Origin of the sequence: Pelomonas aquatica (assembly GCF_026712205.1) — a bacterium.
GTDB lineage: Bacteria > Pseudomonadota > Gammaproteobacteria > Burkholderiales > Burkholderiaceae_C > Pelomonas > Pelomonas aquatica.
Genome location: NZ_JAPPUW010000001.1, coordinates 14,340 through 36,141, shown reverse-complemented (window position 1 = coordinate 36,141; position 21,802 = coordinate 14,340). Strand labels below are relative to the sequence as shown.

At 72.0% G+C, this 21,802-nt stretch carries 21 protein-coding genes; 5 read left to right on the top strand and 16 right to left on the bottom strand.

The genetic code is table 11. The features are described from left to right. Positions 1-27 precede the first annotated feature (27 nt). The 3 genes from NYP07_RS00175 to NYP07_RS00165 all read right to left on the bottom strand — a co-directional run bounded on the left by NYP07_RS00175 (position 28) and on the right by NYP07_RS00165 (position 3,212). Complete coding sequence (locus NYP07_RS00175) at positions 28-1,191, bottom strand: GGDEF domain-containing protein (protein ID WP_268146103.1); 1,164 nt, start codon at positions 1,189-1,191, stop codon at positions 28-30. After that, a complete protein-coding gene (locus NYP07_RS00170; protein WP_268146101.1) occupies positions 1,188-2,384 on the bottom strand; it encodes a GGDEF domain-containing protein in 1,197 nt (398 codons plus the stop codon). The genes NYP07_RS00175 and NYP07_RS00170 overlap by 4 nt, the downstream gene beginning before the upstream one ends. Before the next feature lie 72 nt (positions 2,385-2,456). Continuing rightward, positions 2,457-3,212 carry a septal ring lytic transglycosylase RlpA family protein gene (locus tag NYP07_RS00165; protein ID WP_268146099.1) on the bottom strand — a complete coding sequence of 252 codons (756 nt, stop codon included), beginning with the start codon at positions 3,210-3,212 and terminating at the stop codon, positions 2,457-2,459. A gap of 421 nt (positions 3,213-3,633) precedes the next feature. Between NYP07_RS00165 and NYP07_RS00160 the strand changes: the two genes are divergently transcribed. Next, positions 3,634-4,332 carry a fumarylacetoacetate hydrolase family protein gene (locus NYP07_RS00160; protein ID WP_268146097.1) on the top strand — a complete coding sequence of 233 codons (699 nt, stop codon included), beginning with the start codon at positions 3,634-3,636 and terminating at the stop codon, positions 4,330-4,332. Then, positions 4,332-5,204 (top strand): carboxylating nicotinate-nucleotide diphosphorylase, encoded by an 873-nt coding sequence (gene nadC / locus NYP07_RS00155; RefSeq protein ID WP_268146095.1) that lies wholly within the window; start codon positions 4,332-4,334, stop codon positions 5,202-5,204. The genes NYP07_RS00160 and nadC overlap by 1 nt, the downstream gene beginning before the upstream one ends. Positions 5,205-5,319: 115 nt before the next feature. Here nadC and NYP07_RS00150 read toward each other — a convergent pair whose 3' ends face one another. Then, on the bottom strand, positions 5,320-6,084 hold the full coding sequence (locus NYP07_RS00150) for a substrate-binding periplasmic protein (RefSeq protein ID WP_268146093.1): 765 nt from the start codon (positions 6,082-6,084) through the stop codon (positions 5,320-5,322). 2 nt (positions 6,085-6,086) lie between these two features. Next, a complete protein-coding gene (locus NYP07_RS00145; RefSeq protein WP_268146091.1) occupies positions 6,087-6,830 on the bottom strand; it encodes a proteasome-type protease in 744 nt (247 codons plus the stop codon). Positions 6,831-6,951: 121 nt separating this feature from the next. Between NYP07_RS00145 and NYP07_RS00140 the strand changes: the two genes are divergently transcribed. Beyond that, positions 6,952-7,524, top strand: a complete 573-nt coding sequence (locus NYP07_RS00140) for a cytochrome b (RefSeq protein WP_268146089.1) — start codon at positions 6,952-6,954, stop codon at positions 7,522-7,524. Positions 7,525-7,543: 19 nt separating this feature from the next. On the opposite strand, the gene NYP07_RS00135 is transcribed toward NYP07_RS00140, so the two are convergent. Genes NYP07_RS00135 through NYP07_RS00100 form a run of 8 tightly spaced genes read right to left on the bottom strand, consistent with a single transcriptional unit; the run spans position 7,544 to position 16,680 of the window. Next, positions 7,544-8,764 (bottom strand): glycerophosphodiester phosphodiesterase family protein, encoded by a 1,221-nt coding sequence (locus tag NYP07_RS00135; RefSeq protein ID WP_268146087.1) that lies wholly within the window; start codon positions 8,762-8,764, stop codon positions 7,544-7,546. Positions 8,765-8,820: 56 nt separating this feature from the next. Beyond that, complete coding sequence (locus NYP07_RS00130; protein WP_268146085.1) at positions 8,821-9,834, bottom strand: ABC transporter ATP-binding protein; 1,014 nt, start codon at positions 9,832-9,834, stop codon at positions 8,821-8,823. Next, positions 9,810-10,622 carry an ABC transporter permease subunit gene (locus tag NYP07_RS00125; protein WP_268146083.1) on the bottom strand — a complete coding sequence of 271 codons (813 nt, stop codon included), beginning with the start codon at positions 10,620-10,622 and terminating at the stop codon, positions 9,810-9,812. Before NYP07_RS00125 ends, NYP07_RS00130 begins: the two co-directional genes overlap by 25 nt. Then, positions 10,619-11,458: a hypothetical protein gene (locus tag NYP07_RS00120; protein WP_268146081.1), complete on the bottom strand. Its 840-nt coding sequence runs from the start codon at positions 11,456-11,458 to the stop codon at positions 10,619-10,621. Before NYP07_RS00120 ends, NYP07_RS00125 begins: the two co-directional genes overlap by 4 nt. Continuing rightward, entirely contained in the window at positions 11,449-12,225 is a 777-nt protein-coding gene (locus tag NYP07_RS00115) for an alkaline phosphatase family protein (RefSeq protein WP_268146079.1), read from the bottom strand. The genes NYP07_RS00120 and NYP07_RS00115 overlap by 10 nt, the downstream gene beginning before the upstream one ends. Next, positions 12,222-13,283 (bottom strand): ABC transporter substrate-binding protein, encoded by a 1,062-nt coding sequence (locus tag NYP07_RS00110; RefSeq protein WP_268146077.1) that lies wholly within the window; start codon positions 13,281-13,283, stop codon positions 12,222-12,224. Before NYP07_RS00110 ends, NYP07_RS00115 begins: the two co-directional genes overlap by 4 nt. After that, the gene (locus NYP07_RS00105; RefSeq protein ID WP_268146075.1) at positions 13,280-14,413 is read right to left on the bottom strand and encodes an alkaline phosphatase D family protein; all 1,134 of its coding nucleotides are present in this window, start codon (positions 14,411-14,413) and stop codon (positions 13,280-13,282) included. The genes NYP07_RS00110 and NYP07_RS00105 overlap by 4 nt, the downstream gene beginning before the upstream one ends. Further along, positions 14,413-16,680: a TonB-dependent receptor gene (locus NYP07_RS00100; protein ID WP_268146073.1), complete on the bottom strand. Its 2,268-nt coding sequence runs from the start codon at positions 16,678-16,680 to the stop codon at positions 14,413-14,415. The genes NYP07_RS00105 and NYP07_RS00100 overlap by 1 nt, the downstream gene beginning before the upstream one ends. Positions 16,681-16,913: 233 nt before the next feature. On the opposite strand from NYP07_RS00100, the gene NYP07_RS00095 reads away from it, so the two are divergent. Then, positions 16,914-17,702: a DeoR/GlpR family DNA-binding transcription regulator gene (locus tag NYP07_RS00095; protein ID WP_268146071.1), complete on the top strand. Its 789-nt coding sequence runs from the start codon at positions 16,914-16,916 to the stop codon at positions 17,700-17,702. On the opposite strand, the gene NYP07_RS00090 is transcribed toward NYP07_RS00095, so the two are convergent. From NYP07_RS00090 to NYP07_RS00080, 3 genes are read right to left on the bottom strand one after another with little or no spacing between them, the layout of a single operon-like run. After that, positions 17,693-18,934, bottom strand: a complete 1,242-nt coding sequence (locus NYP07_RS00090) for a glycoside hydrolase family 10-like protein (protein WP_268146069.1) — start codon at positions 18,932-18,934, stop codon at positions 17,693-17,695. The genes NYP07_RS00095 and NYP07_RS00090 overlap by 10 nt on opposite strands. Further along, positions 18,931-20,283: an MFS transporter gene (locus NYP07_RS00085; RefSeq protein WP_268146066.1), complete on the bottom strand. Its 1,353-nt coding sequence runs from the start codon at positions 20,281-20,283 to the stop codon at positions 18,931-18,933. The genes NYP07_RS00090 and NYP07_RS00085 overlap by 4 nt, the downstream gene beginning before the upstream one ends. Then, positions 20,280-21,161, bottom strand: coding sequence for an N-acetylmuramic acid 6-phosphate etherase (locus NYP07_RS00080; protein WP_268146064.1), 882 nt, complete (start codon positions 21,159-21,161; stop codon positions 20,280-20,282). Before NYP07_RS00080 ends, NYP07_RS00085 begins: the two co-directional genes overlap by 4 nt. 219 nt (positions 21,162-21,380) lie before the next feature. On the opposite strand from NYP07_RS00080, the gene bufA2 reads away from it, so the two are divergent. Beyond that, the gene (gene bufA2 / locus NYP07_RS00075; RefSeq protein ID WP_268146062.1) at positions 21,381-21,638 is read left to right on the top strand and encodes a BufA2 family periplasmic bufferin-type metallophore; all 258 of its coding nucleotides are present in this window, start codon (positions 21,381-21,383) and stop codon (positions 21,636-21,638) included. Positions 21,639-21,802 lie beyond the last annotated feature (164 nt).

Here is a 21,802-nt window from a genome sequence, read left to right as displayed (position 1 = left end):
ACAGCCAGCACGGGCAGCCGCCTCCCCTCACCCCTGAACCACATTGCGCCCCTGATGCTTGGCCCGGTAGAGCGCCGCGTCGGCGCGCGCCAGCACGGCGTCGGGGCCGCTGTCGCCCGGCCTGGCCTCGGCGATGCCGAAGCTGGCGCTGAGCGGCCAGTCCTGTTCCAGCCAGCGCAGCGGTGTCGCGTCGATCAGGCAGCGCATGCGCTCGGCCACCAGTGCCGCGCCGGCGAGGCCGGTGTCGGGCAGCAGCACGCAGAACTCCTCGCCGCCCAGGCGCCCGAAGCGGTCCACCTCGCGCAGGCAGGGCTGCAGCTCCTTCACCATCTGGCGCAGCGCGGCGTCGCCGGCCGCGTGGCCCAGCGTGTCGTTGAGCTGCTTGAAGCGGTCCATGTCGATCATGACGAGGGCGTAGCCGCGACCGCGCCCGAAGCGCGCATGGGCCAGGGCCAGGGACTGGTCGAAGGCGCGGCGGTTCAGCGTGTCGGTCAGCGGATCGCGGTCGAGCAGGTGCTCGATGCGCAGGATCAGGCGCATCAGCACGAGGAAGGCCAGCGTCGCGTTCTGCAGCAGCACCAGCACCAGGCTGGCCCACAGGAAGCCGAGGTTGAACCCGGTGGGCAGGCGCAGGTCGGGCGCGGCGCCCGGGTGGACGAAGCTCTCGGCGCAGCGTGCGGCCATCAGCGCCGCGATCAGCAGCAGGGGCAGGGCCAGCGGCGCGGGCGTGCGCCGGCCGCTGGCCCAGCGGCCCAGGCTGCGCCAGGCGGCGAGGCCGGCCGTCAGCGCGAGGCCGGCGCCGGCCGCGTTGACGAGGCGGGCCTGCCAGCGCAGGTCGCCGTCGTAGGGCAGGGCCGCCAGCGTCAGCGCGCAGGCCGCGACGACGGCGGCGCCCGGCTTCCAGATCAGCCGGCGCATCGTGACGGCGGGCACGGCCGCGCCGAGCAGAGCGAAGGCGGCCACGGCCAGCACGTCGCCGGGCCAGTAGGCGAGGGCGTCGGGCAGCGTGCCGCGCAGCGCATGCAGCGCCAGCGCCAGCGCGGTGGCGGCGTTGGCGCTGGCCACCGTCAGCGAGGCCCGCGGCGCGATGCGCGCGGTGAAGGCCAGCGAGGTCCAGACCAGGGCGGCCGCGCCGGACACCAGGATGAGGGCGGCCAGCAGGGTCAGGGTCTGTGCCTGGGTGACGATCATGTCGGCGCCGCTTCCGACAACAGCGGCTGCGCGACGCAGACGCGGTTGCGGCCCTCGGCCTTGGCGCGGTAGAGCTCGGCGTCCGCGCGCGCCAGGGCCACGTCGCCGGCCGGGTCGTCGGTGGCGGGCAGGGCCACGCCGAAGCTGGCGGTCAGTTGCAGCTCCATGTCCTTCCATTGCAGTGGCTGGGCGGCGAGGCTGGCGCGCAGACGCTCGACCACGGCGGCAGCGCTGTTCAGGTCGGCCGGGTCGGCGAGCGGCAGCAGCGCGCAGAACTCCTCGCCGCCGATGCGCCCGAGGCAGTCCACCTCGCGCAGGCCGGCCTGCCAGATGCGCAGGCAGTGCCGCAGCGCGGCGTCACCGGCCGGGTGGCCGTGCTCGTCGTTGATGCGCTTGAAGTGGTCGATGTCGATCATCGCGACCGCGAAGCCGTGGCCGCGCTGCAGCTGGGCCTGGGCCTCGGCCAGCGCCTGCTCGAAGGCGCGGCGGTTCAGCGCGCCGGTGAGCGGGTCGCGATAGGTGAGGTGCTGGATGCGGGTGACGAGGCGCCAGATCATCAGCGCGATGAGGCTGAGCGTGATGCTGGCCGTGATGACGAACCAGAGCACGGCGCGCGCCGGCGAGGGCGGCGCGCCGCCGGGGACGCGGCCGCTCCAGCCGGGCACGAGCAGCAGCTCGGCGGCATGGGCCAGGCCCAGGCCGGCCAGCGCGGCGAAGGGCAGGGTCGCGAGCGCGGCGGCGACGGGCGACAGGCGCGCGCCGGCGCCGCGCCCGACCTCGCGCACGGCCAGGGCCGCCAGCAGCGTCGCACTGGCCGTGCCGGCGAGCTGCGGCGCCAGGCCGTCGCCGCTGGCCAGGCCGGCCGCAATCGCCAGCGCGCCCAGGCCGCCCAGCCAGGCGACGTCGTGCGGGCGCCGGCGGCTGCGCAGCATGCGCCGCAGCGCCAGCAGCAGCAGCACCGCGCAGGCCAGCAGGCCGAACTCGGGGACGGCGCGTTGCGCAAGCGCGGGCCAGCCGGCCATGCAGTCGCCGCAGCCCTGCGACGCGATGCGCACCAGATGCATCGCCGCCATCAGCCGGCTGGCGCGCGGCGCCATGCGGAACAGCTGGGCGAGCAGCAGCCAGGCCAGGGCCGCCATCAGGTTGAAGAGGGCGCTGACCTGGAGGACGGTCGGGACGTCGAGGAATTCCATGCGCTGCGGTGGCTGAGCCGCACATCTTCTCCGACAACGGCTCGGCGCCGGCCCGGCCGGCCCGGGTATTGATCACCGGCGCGGCTCGACGAGGCTGGACTCCAGCCCGTTCTCGGTGCGCAACTTGTCGGCCTGGGCACGCGCCTCGTCGGCGTTCGGGAAGGGGCCGGCGCGCAGCCGGTTCAGGCCGGCCTCGCGCACGATGGTCAGCAGCGGCAGCAGGCCGAGGTCGGCCTGGGCGACGCGCTCGCGCAGCGCCTCGGCGGCGTCGAGCCTGCCGAAGGCGCCGAACTGCAGCCAGTAGCCCGATCCCGTCGTGGCGGCGGTCGCGGTGGCCGTCGTCTCGCGCTGCGGCGAGCCGGGCGGCGCATCGGGCACGAAGACGGGCGGTGGCTCGTTGGCGGGCTTCTGCCAGGCGCCGGCGCGGATCTCGGCATAGGTGAGGCGCCTGACCTCCACCGGCGCCACGCCGTGCAGCAGGCCGAGCTTGAGCGCGGCCGTGTAGCTCAGGTCGATGATGCGGCCCTTGTGGAAGGGGCCGCGGTCGTTGATGCGGACGATGACCTCGCGGCCGTTGGCCGGGTTGCGCACGCGCGCATAGCTCGGGATGGGCAGCGTCGCATGCGCCGCCGTCATCGCATACATGTTGTAGACCTCGCCGCTGGACGTCGGCCGGCCGTGGAACTTGTTGCCGTACCAGGAGGCCAGGCCGCGCTCGGCATAGGGCGCGTCCGTCGTGATGGGCTCGTAGCGCTCGCCGGCCACCTCGTAGGGCTTGTTCGGGCCGCCGTTGCGGATGGGCTCGACGCGCGGCTCGGCGTCGGGCACCTTGTGCAGCTCGGCCGGCGGGCTGGCCGGCCCGCCGTCACGGCCGGCGGGAGCGGTGGGCGCGACCGGGCGTGTCGCGCAGCCGGTCAGGAGCGCCAGCGTGAGCAGCAGCAGGAGTCTGTGTGACTGAGCGTGGTGCCCGCGTTGGGCCTGGCTGGGGCGCAGGCAAGGCGCGAGGAGGCCGCGGGCTCGTGCCCGCAACGACGAGCAACGCGGCATGCGCCCCAGCCAGGCCCAACCCGAAGGGCCGGGGCGATTTGCGGGGCCATGCGGCGTTGCCGGCTCGTTGTGGGTCCCGACCCACGCCTCGCCGGCGCCTTGCCTGGCCCCGCAAATCGCCCCGGCGCGGGCGCCACGCTCAGTCACACAGACTCCTCGCCCAGTATGCTGCACGCTGATCCCCCATCGTCGATGCCATGCCATGAGCAATTTCGTCTTTCCTCCGGCCGAGATTCCCAGCGCCGCCGTGCGCGGCACGGGCGCCCGCTACGCGGTCCGCCGCATCTTCTGCGTCGGCCGCAACTATGCCGATCATGCCCGCGAGATGGGCTCAGACCCGACGCGCGAGCCGCCGTTTTACTTCACGAAACCGGCGACCGCGATGACGCCCTCGGGCAGCACCGTGCCCTACCCGACCGAGACCCGCAACTACCACTACGAGATGGAGCTGGTGCTGGCCATCGGCGCACCGGTGTTCAAGCTCACGCCCGAGGCCGCGGTGGCCGCGATCTGGGGCTATGCCGCGGGCCTGGACATGACGCGCCGCGACCTGCAGGCCGAGGCCAAGGCCGCCGGCCGGCCCTGGGACACGGCCAAGGGCTTCGACCAGTCGGCCATCCTCGGCGAGATCGTGCGCGTGTCCGACATCGGCCGCCTCGACAAGGGCGCGATCACGCTGGCCGTGAACGGCGTGCAGAAGCAGCACGGCGACCTGGCCGACATGATCTGGCACCAGGCCGAGATCGTGTCCAACCTGTCCCACCTCTACCGCCTGCACCCGGGCGACCTGATCTACACGGGCACGCCGGCCGGCGTGGGCGCCGTCGTGCCGGGCGACGTGGTGACGGGCCGCATCGAGGGCCTGGGCGAGATCACGCTGACCGTGGGGGAGCCCGAGTGATGGTCGCGCAGGAAAGCCTGGCGCAGGCCCGCGCCCGCAACATCCGCGAGGCCCTGGCCGAGGACATCGGCGGCTGCGACTGGACCGCACAGCTCGTGCCCGCGGGCCGGCGCGTGGCCGCCCAGGTGCGGGTGCGCGAGCAGGCCGTGCTGTGCGGGCGCGACTGGTTCGACGGCGTGTTCGCCGCGCTGGACGCGACGAGCCGCATCGACTGGCTCTACGACGAAGGCGCCGCGATGGCGGCCGACGGCATCGTCTGCCGCATCGAGGCCGACGGCCGCGCGCTGCTGAGCGCCGAGCGGCCGGCGCTGAACTTCCTGCAGCTGCTGTCCGGCACGGCGACGCTCACGCGCGCCCACGTCGACGCAGTGGCCGGCGCGAGCCCGAACCCGAAAGGCTGCGCCATCCTCGACACGCGCAAGACCCTCCCCGGCCTGCGCCTGGCGCAGAAGTACGCGGTGCGCGTGGGCGGCGGGCAGAACCAGCGGCTGGCGCTCTATGACGGCATCCTCATCAAGGAAAACCACATCGCCGCGGCCGGCGGCGTGGGCCAGGCGCTGCGCGCGGCCCGGGCGCTGAACGCGGGCGTGGATATCCAGATCGAGGTCGAGACCATCGCCCAACTGCACGAGGCGCTCGCCGCCGGCGCGGTCAGCGTGCTGCTGGACAACTTCAGCGAGGCCATGATGCGCGAGGCCGTGGCGGTGAACGCCGCGTATTCGGCTCGGGCATTGCTGGAGGTGTCGGGCGGCGTCGCGCTGGAGCAGCTGCGCTGGATCGCCGCGACCGGCGTGGACCGCATCTCCGTCGGCCGGCTGACCAAGGACGTGCGCGCGGTGGACTACTCGATGCGGGTGCTCGGGCCGGTGTGATACGGCTTCGCAATCAAAGCGCTAACCGCGTTGCTTCGCCTTGCCGTGCCAGAGCACTGTCTGCGGCTTCGCGCCTTGTTATCGCTTTGATTGCAAACCCGTAGAGCCGGCCGGCTCAGCGCGCGCCGTAGCGGGCGGCGATGCGGTGGAGGCTGCCGTCCGCCTGCAGCCTGTCGAGGGCGCCGCGCAGCCGCTCGACGGCGGCTTGCGGCAGGTCCTGGCGGTAGGCGAACAGCGGGCGGTCCTCGTGGAAGACCTGGGGCAGCAGCCTGACCTTGTCCTGGAGCTGGTCGCGCTGGATGTAGTAGTTCAGCTCCATGTCGCTGAAGTAGTAGGCCCGGCCGCGGTGGTTGACCAGCTTGCGAAGGCTGGTGATCGGGTCGGACAGGCTGGCGTCGAGCGGGATGCGGCCGACATCCAGCAGGATCTGCTCATAGGCACTGCTGCGGTTGACCATGACCGGCTCGTCGGGCGACAGCCGGCGCAGGTCTTCCAGCTTGTGGATGCGCAAGGGGTCGTCGGCCCGCACGGCCAGCTTGTGCCGGGTGACATAGACGATGTGCGGCAGGAAGCTGATCTTCGCCTCGCGGGCCGGCGTGCGCGCCAGGCCGCAGAAGACATCGACCCGCCCGCTTTCCAGCAGGCCCGCGATGCGCTTGAGGGGCAGGGCCTGCTCCAGGCCCTCGAAGCGCAGCGCGCTGTCGGTGGCCTCGATGGCGTGCAGCATCTCCACGCAGAAGCCCGGCCTGTGGGCGTCGCCGACGTTGAACTTGGGCAGGTTGCCGGACTGGGCCACCGTGCGCAGCACCGTGATGTCCTGGGCCGCGCAGGACAGCGCCGCCCCGAGGGCGCAGGCGGTCAGGAGGTGGCGCCAGGGCATGGTCAGCTGTCGAACCAGGGTTCGTTGGGCAGCTCGTCGAAGACCTCGCGCAGCCCCTTGCTCCAGCCGTCGCGCAGCGACAGGAAATAGGGGTCGTCGCGGCCGATGCGGTGCGGCGGCTTCATGGCCTGCTCGAACCGGTTGGCGCGCAGCATCAGCATGTCGATGGGCAGGCCCACCGACAGGTTGGAGCGGATGGTCGAGTCGAAGCTCACCAGCGTGCACTTGGCCGCCTCGTCCAGCGGCGTCGTCTCGTAGCTGATGACGCGGTCGATGATGGGCTTGCCGTACTTGCTCTCGCCGATCTGGAAATAGGGCGTGTCCTCGGTGGCCTCGATGAAATTGCCCTGCGGGTAGACGTGGAAGAGCCGCGGGCCCTCGCCCTTGATCTGGCCGCCGAGCAGGAAGTTGGCGCCGAAGTCCACGCCCTGGCCCTGCATGCCGCCGCCGGCGTCGCGCGCGACGACCTCCTTCAGCGTGCGGCCCAGCAGCACGGCGCCGTCGTAGAGGCTGGGCACGTTGAGCAGATGCTCGCCGTCGCCGCTCAGGCGCGCATTCAGCAGCGACAGCACGGACTGCGTCGTCGCCAGGTTGCCGGCCGCCAGGACGACGATCTCGCGCTGGTGCGGGATCTGGAACTGGTACATCTTGCGAAAGCTCGCGATGTGGTCGACGCCCGCATTGGTGCGGGTGTCGGAGGCGAACAGCAGGCCCGAGCGCAGGCGCATCGCGACGCAATAGGTCATGGGGAGGTCGAGGCTGACATGCTGCAACGATTATCGTGACCGGCGCCCGGGCCGCCCAGGCCCGCCCCGATGGCGGTGCGCCGGGCAGCCGCCACAATCGCCTCAAACTCATGCCCGCGCCATGGCCCAACCGACGTCCTCCCTCCGCTACGACCCCATCAGCCGCGCCCTCCACTGGCTGACGGCGATTGCCGCGACGGCCGCCTTCATGCTGGGTCCGGACGGCTTCGGGCGGCTGATGCACGAGGGCGTCGACCCCGGCACGCGGCTGGACATCGTCTGGCACGAGTCCCTGGGCCTGCTGGTGTTCGCGCTGACGCTGCTGCGCCTGCTGTGGGTGGCGCTGCGCCCGGGCAAGCCGCATTTCGACATGCCGGCGGGGATGCGGGTGTTGGCCCTGCTGGTGCATGGCGCGCTGTGGGCGCTGCTGCTGGCCCTGCCGCTGACGGCCCTGCTGGCCCTGGGCAGCGAGAGCCACCCGCTGACCCTGCTGGGCGGCGTGCGGGTGGAGCAGCTGCCCTGGATCGCGGGCTCGCCGCTGGGCGAGGCGGCGGACTGGGGCGATGTGCACGGCTGGCTCGGCGACGCGCTGATGTGGCTGGCCGGCCTGCATGCGGCCGGCGCGCTCTACCACCACTTCGCGCGCCGGGACGGCGTGCTGGCGGCCATGCTGCCGTGGCGCACGGGGCGCTGAGCCGGCCTCGGGCCGCGGCCTACTTCAAGCCCATGCAGTTCGCATAGAAGCTGACCGTGGCCGGCCAGTCCGAGAACAGGCCGCGGATGCCGATGTCGCGGCCCAGCACGTCCAGCACGCGGTAGAGGTCGCCATCGCGCGTCAGCGTGTGGCCGACGCCTTGGTAGTAGAAGCCTTTGTTGCCCGGGCCCACCAGCGGCCCCGAGCGCTCCAGCGACCACGAAATGATGTCCAGCCCCGCGGCCTTGGCGTTGCGCGCATAGTCCGAGGGCACGAGCTGGCCGTTCGCGTCCAGCGCCAGCAGCGCAAACAGCGGCGGCGCGACGATGCGCACGCCCTCGGCGCGGTACTGCTTGAGCTGCTCGGCCGTCGGCAGGTCGGCCGGCTTCTCGGCGGCATCGAGGAAGACGGCCTGCTTCGCGAACTCGGGCTCGTGAGCCACCCAGTAGAGGACGTCGGCCTTGAAGAAGGTCTGCGCGTAGACGTCGCCCGGCGGCACGCCGGCGGCCTTGTGCGCGTCGATCATCTTCTGCGCGTAGTCGGCCTGGCTGAAGCCGTCGAAGGGCATGGCCACGCTGGGCGCCTTCAGCTCGGGCGTCATCTTCACGCCCAGCTTTTTGTAGAGGGCGATGGCCTCGTCCAGCGTCATCAGCGTGCCGGGGCCGGCGTAGAGGTCGGTGCGCCAGGCGGGCGTGGCGGCCATGTACTCGGCCACGGTGCGGGCGCGCGGGTTGAAGGCGTCCATCTTGGCCTTCAGGCTCTTGAACTCGGCCACCGTCAGCTCGCTGGTTCGGCATTCGGCCGCGGCGGGCTTGACGAGCTTGCCCTCGGCGTCGAACTCGGCGGCCGTGAAGGGCTTGATGCACTTGGCCGCCAGCGGCGTGGCGAGGATGTTGGTCGTCGTGTGCAGGTCGTTCTGCGCGTGGCGGCAGACCAGCTCCTTGTCCTTGGTGAAGGTCACGTCGCACTCGACGATGCCGGCACCCATGCGCGCGGCGGCCTCATAGCTCTCCTTGCTGTGCTCGGGGAACTGCAGCGCCGCACCGCGGTGGCCGATGGAGAACAGCGTGGGCTTGTACTCGGTGCGCGTGGCGGCGCAGGCCTGCAGCTTCTGCTTCAGCGGCCCGTCGGCCATGTCCTCGACGAGGAAGAAGGGGCGCGGGCCGAGTTGCACGGGCAGGGCGGCCTGCGCCGCGGACAACGGCAGCGAGAGGCAGAGGGCGGCGAAGAGACGGTGCATGAAAGCTCCAGAGAAACAGCCTGCCGACGCTAGGCCCGTTTCGTGATGGATCGATGTCAGTCCGCCAGCCACTGCAGGGCCGTGGCCGGCAGGGCCAGGTCCAGCAGCATGCCGGGAGCCGGCGCGGGCGCGTCGGGCACCAGGTTCAGCGTCAGCGCTTGCTCGCCCCAGGCCTGCAGCTCGACGCTGGTGTGCTGGCGCCCGGGGTGGGCGGCCAGCACGCGGGCGGCGAAGCGCCAGGCCTCGGCCGGCGTGTCGGGTGAGCTGATCTGCAGCGCGGCCAGCGGCGCGATCCAGCAGCCGCCGTCGCGCCGCCAGGGTTCGGGCGCGCTGCGCGCATCCAGCCGGTTGAAGGCGCCGAGGAAGTCGGCCACGCGGCGCGTGCGCGGGCGCTGCCACAGCTCGGCCGGCGGGCTGCATTGCTCGATGCGGCCGTCGAACATCACGGCCACCTGGTCGGCCAGCTCGAAGGCCTCGTCGCGGTCGTGCGTGACGAGCACGCAGCTCTGGCCCAGCTCGCGCTGCAGCTGGCGGAAGGAGCGCCGCAGCGGCACGCGGAAGGATTCGTCCAGCGCCGAGAAGGGTTCGTCCAGCAGCAGCAGCGACGGGTGCGGCGCGAGCGCGCGCGCCAGGGCCACGCGCTGGCGCTGGCCGCCGGAGAGCTGGGCCGGGCGCTTGGCGGCGTGCTCGGCGAGGCCGACGAGGGCCAGCAGCTCGGCGACGCGGGCCTGCTGCGCCGCCGCGGCTTCGCCGCGCGCCTGCAGGCCGAAGCCGATGTTGTCCCGCACGCTGAGGTTGGGGAAGAGGGCGTAGTGCTGGAACACGACGCCGATGCCGCGCTCGGCCGTGGGCAAGGCCGACACGTCGCGGCCGTCGAGCTGCACGCTGCCGCTGTCCAGCGGCTGCAGGCCGGCGATGGCGCGCAGCAGCGTGGTCTTGCCGCAGCCCGAGCCGCCCAGCAGGGCCAGCACCTGGCCGGGGGGCAGGTCGAGGTTGATGCCTTGCAGGATGGCGCGGCCGCCGAGGGCCAGGCCGGCCTGGTGGATCAGGAGCGCGCTGGGGTTCGCCATGAGGTGAGCAGATGCACGAGGGTGCCGAGCAGGGTGACGATGACGAGGCTGACGACGATCAGCGCCGCCGCGAGATGGCCGTTGGCGCCGCGCAGGCCGTTGACGAGGGGCTGCAGCAGCTCCAGCGAGCCGGCCAGCAGCAGGTTGGCGATGGCGAACTCCATGGCCGCCGTCGTCCAGGCCAGCAGGCCGGCCGCGGCGAAGGCCGGCAGCAGCAGCGGCAGCAGCACGCGGCGCAGCAGCAGGCCGTCGGACGCGCCCAGCGTGCGGCCGGCGTCGATCAGCGGCTGGGCGTCCAGCTGCTGCAGCGCGGCCGACAGCGTCTGGTGCACCAGCGGGAACAGCAGCGCGGCCAGCAGGCCGACGTAGACGGCCCGCAGGTCCAGCACATCGCCCCAGCGGCCGACGAAAAGGTCCAGCGCGCCGATGGCGACGACAACCGGCGGGATGGCATAGGGCAGCAGGGCCAGCGCATCCAGCAGGGCCTTGAGGCGCGGCGACGCGAGATGGCCGGCCAGGCTGGCCGCGCCGCCGAGCACGACGGCCAGCGCCGCGGCGGCGCCAGAGACCCAGACCGAGTTCCAGGCCGCCGTGCGCACGCGTTCGTCGGCCGCGAGGCCGGCCAGCCAGTGCAGCGTGGCGCCCTGCGGCAGCAGGCCCTGGTCCCAGCGCTCGCTCAAGGCGTAGGCCAGCACGGCCAGCGGCGGCAGCAGCACGAGCAGGGCCGCGGCCCAGAAGGCGAAGGCGGGCAGGCGCCAGGGGCGGTTGGCTGACTTCGGCGTCTTCATGCCGAACGCCTCAATCGCGCTGACCACAGCCGGCCGCCGACGATGACGGCGAGCAGCAGCACCGCCATCACGAGGGACAGCGCCGTGGCCAGCTCCGGCTGCGAAAAGATGTCGCCGCTGACGGCCGCCGCGATGCGCACGGCCAGCACCGGGCTGGCGGTGCCGGCCAGCGCGAACGGCGTTGCGTAGGCCGCCGCCGCGTTGGCGAACAGCAGGCTGGCCGTCTCGATCAGGCTGGGCGCCAGCAGCGGCAGGCCCACGCGGCGCCAGAACGTGGCGGGGCGCGCGCCCAGCGTCGCGGCGGCCTCGGCGAGCGCCGGGTCGAGCAGGCGCACCGGCGCCATCAACAGCACGACGGCCAGCGGCACCTGGAATGCGGTGAAGGCCAGCAGCAGGCCGGCGTCGCTGTTCAGGTCCCAGCCCTGCAGCAGGCCGGCCAGGCTGAGGCTCTTTTGCGCCAGCGTCGTCAGCACGCCCTGGCTGCCCAGCAGCAGCGTCAGCGCCAGCGCCAGCGGCACGCCGGCGAAGTTGGCGCCCAGGCCGGCCAGCACGGCGACCGGCTTCTCCCAGCGCGGGTGGGCGACGAGGTGCAGGGCCGCGCCCAGGCCCAGCACCAGGCCCAGCGCGGTGGAGGCGGCCGACAGCCCCACGGTGCGCGCGATGGCGTCGATGTAGAAGCGGTCGGCCCACAGCTCGTGCAGCGCGCACTCGCCGCCGCCCAGGCAGGCGCGCAGCAGGTCCGCGCTGCGCCAGCCGAAGGGCAGCAGCAGGGCCGCCACCATCAGCAGCAGCATGGGCCCGGCGGTGAGCCAGGCGCGGGCCGGGGTCAGGCGCATCCGAGACGCTGGGCGACGAAGCCGCGGATGCCGGTCTGAGTCGCCGGCCAGCCGGCGGGGGCTTCGGCGCCGCCCTGGTGCGGCAGCCAGACCAGCGGCACGTCGCGCTCCACCGGCAGCGGGCCGCCGTGCCAGTGGTCGGCGTGCATGCCGTGGTCGCTGGTCAGCAGCAGGTCGTAGCCGGCGGCATGCCAGCGCGGCAGGGCCTGGGCCAGCACCATGTCCAGCTTGCGGGCGGCGAAGCTGTAGCCGGTGGACTCGCCGCCGTGGCGGTGGCCGGCCAGGTCCAGCCCCATCGGGTGCACGAACAGGAAGTCGGGCGCGTGCGCCAGGCGCAGGGCCTCGGCGTCGGCCAGCAGGTGGGAGTCGGGATAGTCGTCCTCCCAGTACCAGCGCGCGGCCTCGATGCCGAGCTGGGGCAGGGCGGTCTCGCGGTGGGCCAGCGGGTCGAAGACGGCGCCGGTCAGCAGTTCGAACACCCAGTGGTAGGCCGCCACGGCCGAGCTGCGGCCGGCGGCGGCGAGGTCGTCGAAGACGGTGCTGCCGCAGCGCTGGCCGGCCTGGACGTTGCCGAGGATGCCGTGGTCCAGCGGCGTGCGGCCGTTCAGCACGGTGGCGTAGAGCGGGCGCGACAGGCTGGGCAGCTCGCAGCGCAGGTTGCTCCAGTGCGCGCGGCCGGCCTCGTTCAGGGCCTGGACGTAGCCGAGGTAGTCGCGCGCGGTGTCGGCGCGCAGGCCGTCGACGAGCAGCAGGACGAGCTTGTTCATGCGCCCAGCACCTCTCGCTGCCATGCCCTGGGTAGCTTCTTCACTTCCTCGGTCCAGACCTGCGGCTTGAGCGGGCGCGCGGCGGCGTACTGGGCGGCCGGCAGCAGCTTCTTCTTCACGTCCTCGGGCAGGGCCATGTGGTCCACGCGGATGGGGCGGGCGTTGCCGCGCGCGAGGTTGAGCTGGCCGGCGTCGCTGAAGATGTATTCGCGCGCCAGGTTGCCGGCGTTGGGGCGCTTGGAATAGCTGTTCAGCAGCGTCGTGTAGCCGCTGGTGATGCTGCCGTCGCTGGGGATCAGCAGCTCGTAGTCGGCCGCGTTGGGCAGCTTGTCGCGGTAGCTCAGTGCATTGAAATCCCACATCAGGAAGACCTCGGCCTCGGCGCGTTCCATCAGCGCGGGCGAGGGGTCGGTGCTGATGAGCCTGCGGGCCTTGGCGAGCCGGGCGAAGGCCTGCAGCGCGGGCTGCAGCCGGGTCTCGTCGCCGCCCAGCGCATGGGCCGCGGCCAGCACGGTCGCGTTGGCCTGGGCCGCGCGGCCGACGGCGCCGATCAGCACGCGCGGCTGGGCCGCGAACAGCGCCTTCCAGCTGCGCGGCACGTCCTTCAGCAGGCGCTTGTTGACGGCGAAGGCGATGGTGCCGGTGTAGGCCAGCGCCCAGTGGCCATCGGGATCCTTGGCCCAGTCGGGGATCTGGCTCCAGGTCGTCGGCTTGTAGGCGCGCGTGATGCCGCGGGCCTTGGCGATGGCGCCGAACTCGAAGCCGACGTCGCCGATGTCGATGCTGGCGTTGGCGCGCTCGGCCTCGATCTTGGCGATCTCCTCGGCGCTGCTCATGTCGGTGTCGACATGGGCGAGGCCGTAGAGGCGCTGCAGATCGGCCCAGGTGGCGCGCCAGTTGGCCCAGTCGTCGGGCATGCCGACGCTGGCGATGCGGCCTTCGGCGCGGGCGGCCTTTTCGAGCGCGGTGGGTTGGGCCAGCGCCCGCGGCGCGAGGCCCGAAGCGGTGGCGCCGGCCAGGCCGGCGAGGAGGTCGCGGCGGGTGAGTGTGGTGCTCATGCCTTGGTGAAGCGGAGTTGGTCGAGGCTCAGGCGCTGCTGCAGGCGGGTGTCGCCCTTCACGTCGCGGATGGCCAGGGTCAGCTCGGGCACCGGCCTGGAGAAGTCCAGGTCGACGAGGCCGAAGTTGACGCCAGCATAGACCTCGGAGACGCGGCGCGCATTGGGCGTCGGGATGTCCCAGACCTCGGTCAGGCCGCTGGAGGTCAGGTCCCACAGCGGGTAGCAGGCGGGCGTGTCCCAGCGCGACAGGTCGGCGTAGTGCATGTCGCCGCTGATGACGACGACGCCTTCGGCCCGCTTCTCGCGGATCAGGTCCACCAGGCGCTGGCGTTCCAGCGGGAAGTTGCTCCAGCCCTCCCAGCCCGTGCCCTCGGCGGCCAGCTGCACGCTGGAGCACAGCAGGCGCACGTCGGCCGGCTCGGCCAGGCGCTCGGCCAGCCAGGCCCATTGCGGCTCGCCCAGCAGCGTGGCGGCCGGGTCGAGGTTGGGCGTGTACCAGCCCTTCATCGCGCCGCCGCCGAGCTTGGCCTTCGCGTACATGGCTGCATAACCCTGCTTCAGCGCGGGGTCGGCGACGAGGGGCGTGCGGTTGAAGCGCAGGTCCAGCATCAGCACCTGCACCGTGCGGCCGCCGCGTTCGATGCGGTAGGCCTCGTAGATGCCCGGGCGCGTGCGGCGCGGCGAGTCGGCGGGCTCGCCCCATTCGTCGCAGAAGAGCTGCTGCGACAGGGCCTTCAGCGGGTAGTCGCCGCCGACATCGTCGTCGCCGAAGTCGTGGTCGTCCCAGATCGCGAGATGCGGCACGTCGCGGCGGAAGGACTGCAGCGCCTCGACGCGGCGGAACTCGGCATAGCGCTGGCGCAGCGTGTCGGCGTCCTGCGCGTCGGCGTACAGGTTGTCGCCGAGGAACAGGAACAGCTCCGGCCGCGCGGCCCGCACCGCGGCCCAGATGGGCTGCGGCCTGGACTGCTTGGCGCAGGAGCCGAAGGCAATTCGCAGTTGCTGGAGCTGGTGTGGGTCGGTGGGCGCCGCGAGCGCCAGCGGGCGCGAGCCCGCCTGCGCGCTCACGCCCACCGCCGCCAGCCCGGCGGCCAGCATCAGCTGGCGCCGGTCGAGCGACGTGCCCATCAGAGCTTGCCGGTCAGGGTCACGAAGAACTGGCGCGGCGCGCCCTGCAGCAGCGTCTGGCTGTCGCCGCTGTTGCCGAAGCCATTGCTGCCCACCGTCGAGATGTATTTGCGGTCGGTCAGGTTGGTCACGCCGACCTGCACGCTGCCCTCGGCCAGGAAGCCCAGCGACTTGGTGCGCAGGCCGCCGCTCAGGTTGAACAGCGTGCGGCCCGACACCGCGGCGTCGTTCAGGTAGCTGTAGTAGCGCTTGGACATGTAGTCGGCACCGAAGTTGCCGAACCACTGGCCGTCGTCGTAGCTGAGGATGCTCTTGACCATCTGGTCGGGCGCGTCGACGACGTGCTTGCCGGCGGTGGCGACCGTGACGGTGTTGTTGCTGGCGTCCTTGCTGGTGACGTTGTCCTGGTAGGTCGAGTTGCTCAGGCTCAGGCTGTTGTACCAGCTCAGGCCGGGCATCAGGCGCAGCGACAGCGCGACTTCCAGGCCCTTGGTGCGCACGCCGCCGACGTTGCTCAGCACCGTCGGGTTGCCCTGGATGCCCGAGCCCTGGGTCACGCCGAGCAGGCGGTCCTTGAAGTTGACGACATAGGCGGTGACGGCCGCCTCATACAGCTTGCTGCTGGTGCGCCAGCCGGCCTCGAAGTTGTCCGAGGTCTCGGGGTGCAGCGAGCCCTTGATCGCGTCGAAGCCCGCCTGCGTCGTCGCGAAGGGCGTCGTGCCGGTGCCGGCGCCCTGGTAGGCGCGCATATTGCGCGAGATGCTGGTGAAGAGTTCGTCCGTGCGGCTGAGCTGGTAGTTCAGGCCGACCTGGGGCAGGAAGCCCTTGCTGGCCGTGATGGAGCCGTTCGGCTTGTTGCTGCCCACCAGCAGGTTGCCGTCGATCTTGGCGCGCAGCGACTTGAAGCCGGCGCCCAGCGTCAGGTCCTTGGCCAGCGCGATGGTGTCTGACAGCGAGAACTGGTCGGTCTTCGTGTTGAAGGCGTACTGCCACTGCGTCAGGAAGGGGTTGCTCGGGAAGTCGTAGGGGCTGGGGATGGCGTTCGGGCTGGCGTTGTAGAAGCGGCGGGCCTGGTTGAAGTCGTTGTCCTCGTGCCAGAGCGAGGCGCGCAGCTGGTGGGCGCCGATCTCGTAGTCCAGCGTCGCGGTCAGGCCGCCGCGGCGGATGGCGTATTCGGTCGTGCGCAGCGCGACGGGGGTGCCCTTGGTGGGGTTGCCGCTCGCGTCGGGCGGGCCGTCCATCGAGGAGGTGTAGGGGGTGAACCAGAGGCCGCGGCCGTCGTTGTGGTGGTTGTAGACGGTGGTCTTCAGGCGCAGGCCGTCGGCCAGCCTGGCGTCCAGCGTCACGCCGGCCAGCGTGTCCTTGCGCAGGCCCGAGCCGGCGTAGTAGGCGTCGTCCACGCTGGTTTCGCCCTGGGTCCAGATGCCCTTGGCCGACTGGACGGCGGCGTTGAAGTCGGGGTAATAGTTGTCCCAGTTGTAGCCGAGGCGGTTGACCATCTCCAGCGACATGTCCTGGTAGTCGATCTCGCGGCGGTTGGACGTGTTGACGAAGGCCGACAGGCGGGTCTCGCCGAAGTCCTTCACGTACTTCAAGTTGAACTGGTCCTGGCGCTGCTGGCCGTGGCCGCGCCACTTGTCGGCCTGCTGGTGGGTGTAGCTGGCGTAGATGCCGCCCAGGGCCGACTGGCCGCTGTCCAGGCGCACGAAAGTGCGGCGGTTGCTGTTGCTGCCCAGCGTCTGCGAAACCTGCAGGCCGAAGGCCTTGGCCGGGTCGGAGGAATAGAACTGCAGCGTGCCGCCGAGGTTGCTGGACGAGGGCGTGTCCAGCGAGCCGGTGCCCTGCGACAGGTCGGCGCGGGCGACGTTCTCGCTGGAGATGGCGCGGCTGATGTGCAGGCCGTTCAGGTTGCCGTAGCTCATGTCGCCCAGGGGCACGCCATCCAGCGTGAAGCCGAGCTGGTTCTGCGAGAAGGCGCGCACCGTGAAGCGGGTGGACCACTCGTAGTTGCCCAGCGGGTCGGCCGACTGGAAGTTGACGCCGGGCAGGCGCGACACGGTGGCCAGCGGGCTCTGGCCGGCCGCGGCGGCGGCCTCGAAGTCGGCCTTGGTCAGGCCCTGCACGGAGCGGATCTGGCCGCGGCCGAGCGTGACGGTGACGCGTTCGAGCTCGGTGGTCTCGCTGCTCTGGGCCAGGGCCGGCAGGGCTGTGAAGGCCAGGCCCAGCAGGGCGGCCAGGGGGGTGAGGGCATGAACTGCAGATCGCATGATGTGGGGCGCGTTGCGCGTGTGGAGGCTGAGGGTGGCGGCCTCGGGAAGACCCGGGGTCGGTGGTGTGACGGGCTGCAATGTCACAAAAATCCACGACAGTTCTGCGACAAATCGGTGGCTGTGACTGGATATCCACGGATTTCCACATCCAACCTCGTATTCACACAAAAGCCATACGGCCCTGGCCTACTCGGCCCCGCCACTTTTCCTGTCCGCCTTTCCTGCCGCTCATGTGGGTTGCTGAACGACACCGCCGCATCCTGGACCTGCTCCAGACCCATCACCGTCTGACCACCGAACACTTCGCCGAGGCCCTGAGCGTGTCCAAGGAGACCGTGCGGCGCGACCTGATCGAGCTGGAGCGCTCGGGCCAGCTGGCGCGCGTGCACGGCGGCGCGGTGCCGCCGGCCGTCGCGCCGGCCGTGCCGCCCGAGCCGGCCTATCTGGAGCGCACCGGCCTGCAGCAGCCGCAGAAGCGCGAGATCGCCCGGCTGGCCGCCGCGCTGGTCCAGCCTGGCCAGGCCTGCTTCCTGGACGCGGGTTCGACCACGCTGGCCCTGGCCGAGGAACTGGCCCGGCGCGAGGGCCTGACCGTCGTCACCAACTCGCTGGAGGCGGCCATGGTGCTGGCCCGTCGGCCGGACTGCGAGGTCAGGCTGCTGGGCGGGCGCATCGAGACCGACGTGCCCGCCACCTATGGCGAGCAGACGGTGGCCGAGATCGGCCGGCTGCAGGTCGACTGGGCGCTGGTGTCGCCGGTCGGCTTCGACGCGGTCAACGGCGCGATGGACTATCTGTGGAACGAGGCCACCGTGGCGCGCGCGATGCTGGGCCGCGCGAACAAGCGCGTCGTGCTGGCGGACTCCAGCAAGCTCGGCCAGGCCAGCCGCATCCAGATCTGCCCGGCCGCCGACGTGGACGTGCTCGTGACCGACGGCGGCGCGGACGCCGGGCTGCTCGCCGCGTTCGCGGTCGCGGGCGTCAAGCGCGTTCTGGGGCCTGGGGCCGCTCAGGCATAGGGGCCGCGGCGCAGCGCATCGGCGATGCCGCGGCGGTTCTGCGCCAGCGCGGCCATGCTGAAGTGGATGTGGCCGCTGCCGGGCGACAGGCGCCGGATGCTGTCGATCTGGCCGAGGATCTCTTCGGGCTGCCAGCTCTGCGGCGTCGCGTCGATGCGGCTCGTGAACAGGCCCGGATGGATGGGCCGGCCCAGCGGGTTCAGCGCGCGCCAGGCCTGCAAGAGCGTCTCGAAGGCCTGGGGAACTTGAGCGCGCGGCCAGTAGAGCTGGGGCGCGAGATAGTCCAGCCAGCCCTCGCGCAGCCACAGCTCGACGTCGGCAAAGAGCTTGTCGAACTGGCTGAAGCCGCTGATGCCGGGCGGGCGCGCATCGGGCCGCGGCAGGCCGAAGGGGCTGATGCCGAGCCGCGCGCCGGGGCGCACCTCGTGCACGAGGGCGTAGAGCCGCTGCACGAGGCGGTTGACGTTGTCGCGCCGCCAGTCGGCCCGGTCGAGGGCGCCGCCGCCGGCGACATGGGCCTGCCAGCTCGGCTCGTCGGGGAAGTCGAGGTCGGCCTTGGCCGCGTCCTGCACCGGGTAGGGGTAGAAGTAGTCGTCGATGTGCACGCCGTCCAGCGCATAGCGCGACAGCACGTCGCGCACCACGGCCAGCGTGTGTTCGGCGGCGGCGGGCTCGCCGGGGTCGACCCAGAGCTGGTCGCCATAACGCCTCACCCAGCCGGGGTGGCTGCGGCTCAGGTGGCTGTCGGCCGGCGCCGACCTGGCCGTGCTGTGCCGCGCGCGGTAGGGGTTGAACCAGGCGTGCAGCTCCAGGCCGCGCGCGCGGGCCTCGTCCAGCCACACGGCCAGCGGGTCGTAGCCGGGGTGCCTGCCCTGGGTGCCGGTGAGGACCTCGCTCCAGGGCTCCAGCGTCGACTCGTAGAGCGCGTCGGCGCTGGCGCGCACCTGCAGGATCAGCGCGTTCAGGCCGGTGCGCGCGGCCGCGTCGCAGAGGCCGCGGATCTCGGCCTGCTGGGCCTCGGCGCCCAGGCCGCGGCGGCTGGGCCAGTCGATGTTGGCGACCGTGGCGACCCAGGCGGCCCGCCATTCGCGCGGCGGCGGCGCGGGCAGCGGCGCGGAAGCGGCCGGCGCCGGCGCGGCCTCGGGGGGCGGCGTGGGTTGCGTTGACGGCGGCGTGCCGCAGGCCGCCAGCAGCGGTGCCGTCGCGAGGCCGAGGAGGTCGCGGCGCTTCATGCGGACTCCTTGCTGCCGAAGCCTTCGGGGATGCGGATCAGGGCGGTCATCATGAAGCTGGGCAGCGTGGCCAGCAGCACCCAGCCGAAGAAGGGCACATAGCCGATGTGGTCCTGCAGCCAGCCGCTCCACATGCCGGGGATCATCATGCCCAGCGCCATGAAGCCGGTGCACAGCGCGTAGTGCGCCGTCTTGTGCGGGCCCTCGGCGACCAGGATCATGTACATCAGATAGGCCGTGAACCCGAGGCCGTAGCCGAACTGCTCCACGGCCAGCGCGCCGCTGACGACCCACAGGCTGCCGGGCTGCGCCAGCGCCAGCGCGAGGAAGGCCAGGTTGGGCAGGTGCATGGCCAGCACCAGCGGCCACAGCGCGCGCTTCAGCCCGAAACGCGCGATGACCCAGCCGCCGGCCAGGCCGCCCAACGTCAGCGCCGTCAGGCCGACCGTGCCGTAAGCGATGCCCACCGCCTTGGTCGACAGGCCCAGGCCGCCCTTGTCCGCGGGGTCGAGCAGGAAGGGCGAGGCCAGCTTGAGCAGCTGCGCCTCCGGGAAGCGGTAGAGCAGCAGAAAGCCCAGCGTGACGACGATGCCGGGCTTGCGGAAGAAGCTCGCGAACACGGCGAGGAACTCGCGGGCCAGCCCGCGTGCGGCTTTGCGACCCGGGCCCCTGATGTCGGCCGCGGGGCGCGGCAGCACGAAGGCATGCCAGCCGGCCAGCGCGACGAACAGCGCGCCCAGCAGCCAGAACACGGCCGTCCACGCGGCGGCCGCGCTGCCGCTGCGCTCGGTCAGCTCGCCCGCGAGGTAGACGAGGCCGCCCTGGCCGCCGATATTGGCCAGCCGGTAGAAGGTGGAGCGCACGCCGACGAAGGCGGCCTGGCTGTGCCGGGGCAGGGCCAGCATGTAGTAGCCGTCGGCCGCGATGTCGTGCGAGGCCGACGCGAAGGCCATCAGCCAGAACACGGCCAGCGACAGCTGGAAGGCGCGCTCCATCGGCAGGGTCAGCGCCACGCCGGCCAGCGCGGCGCCGATGAAGAACTGCAGCACGGTCACCCAGCGCCGCTGGGTGCCGAACAGCTCGGCCAGCGGCGACCACAGCGGTTTCAGCACCCAGGGCAGGTAGAGCCAGCTCGTGTAGAGGGCGATGTCGGTGTTGGAGATGCCGAGGTTCTTGTAGAGCACCACCGACAGCGTCATGACGACGACGTACGGGATGCCCTGCGCGAAGTACAGGCTGGGCACCCAGGCCCAAGGGGATGCCGGCCCCTCGCCCGCCGGGTACGGCGGGCGATCCCCCGGGGGGATGCGGCCTTGCTTGGGGCGGCCCGGCGCCGCGGCCTCGGTCATGCCGCGAGCGCTTTGCTCACGCTGCCGTCGGCCGCATCGAGCAGCGCGCGCGCCTCGGCCGCGCCGACGCCGCGCTTGAGCATGACCAGGGCCGTCTTCACATGGTGGTCGCACTGCGCCAGCGCCGCCTGCGCATCGGCCTCGCTCGCGCCCGAGGCGCGTACCGTCAGCGCGAGTGCGCGCCGCACGAGCTTGGCGTTGGTGGCCTTCAGGTCCACCATCAGGTTGCCGTAGACCTTGTGGAGCTTCACCATCAGCGCCGACGAGAACGTGTTCAGCGCGATCTTCTGCGACGTGCCGGCCTTGAGCCGCGTGCTGCCGGAGATGACCTCGGGGCCGGTGTCCAGCGTGATGCCGATGTCGGCCTGGGCCGTGACCGGCGCGCCGGGGTTGTTGGCGAAGCCTATGGTCAGCGCGCCGGCCGCGCGCGCGGCCTCGATGGCGCCCAGCACATAGGGCGTGGCGCCGGAGGCGGCCAGCAGCAGCGCGACGTCGTCGGGGCCGGGCCGCAGCGCGGCGAGGTCGGCGGCGCCCCGGGCGCGGTCGTCCTCGGCGCCCTCGACGGCGACGAACATCGCGCCCGCGCCGCCGGCGATGACGGCGACGGCCCGCTCGCGCGGCCACGAGAAGGTGGGGTAGAGCTCCACGCTGTCGAGCACGCCCAGCCGGCCGGACGTGCCGGCGCCGGCATAGAGCAGCCGGCCGCCGGCGCGGATGCGCGGCAGGGCCGCGTCCACGGCCGCGGCCAGTTGCGGGGCGGCGGCCTTCACGGCGGCGACGGCGGCGGCCTGGTCGTCGATGAATGCATCCAGCAGCGCCGGCGTGGCGTAGCTGTCCAGGTCGGGGTGCCGGGTGCTCGGGGTCTCGGTGTTCAGCATGGGAAGGGGGTGGCTTGGCCAGCGGACTCTAGCTCGCCCCCGGCCCATGACGAATGCCACGCGCCATTGCAGTCATAAGGACAGGTCATCAGAATCTGCCGGCTGGCTGTAAGGACTCGCCGAGTCGCTCGACACAAGCTGGCAAGTCGATGCGGGACCGACCGGATCGACCTGTGGTGATACCCGATCTCAACCACTTCTCTTTTCTGGAGACTCCAAATGAACGCATCCCTCAAGACCGGCCTGGGCATTGCCGCTGCGGCCGCCGCCCTGTTCGCGACCACCGCCTTCCCGACGGCCGCCGTCGCGGCCGACGGCATGGTCAAGTGTTCCGGCGTCAACAGCTGCAAGGGCACCTCCGAGTGCAAGACCGCGAAGAACGAGTGCAAGGGCCACAACAGCTGCAAGGGCCAGGGCTGGGTCAGCAAGAAGTCCGCCGAAGAGTGCACCAAGGGTGGTGGCAAGGTGGAGAAGTAACCTACCCCCGAGGCGCTTGAGCGCCTCGCCCTCAAGGGGGCTGAGCCCGGACACAAACAGTCCTGAGGACTGTTTGTGCCTGGCGAAGGCCAAGGCCTCTGGCCTTGGCAGCAGCCAGTGGCCTGGCAAAGCCAGTTCCACGGCTGCTGCTTGATGGCGCGGGA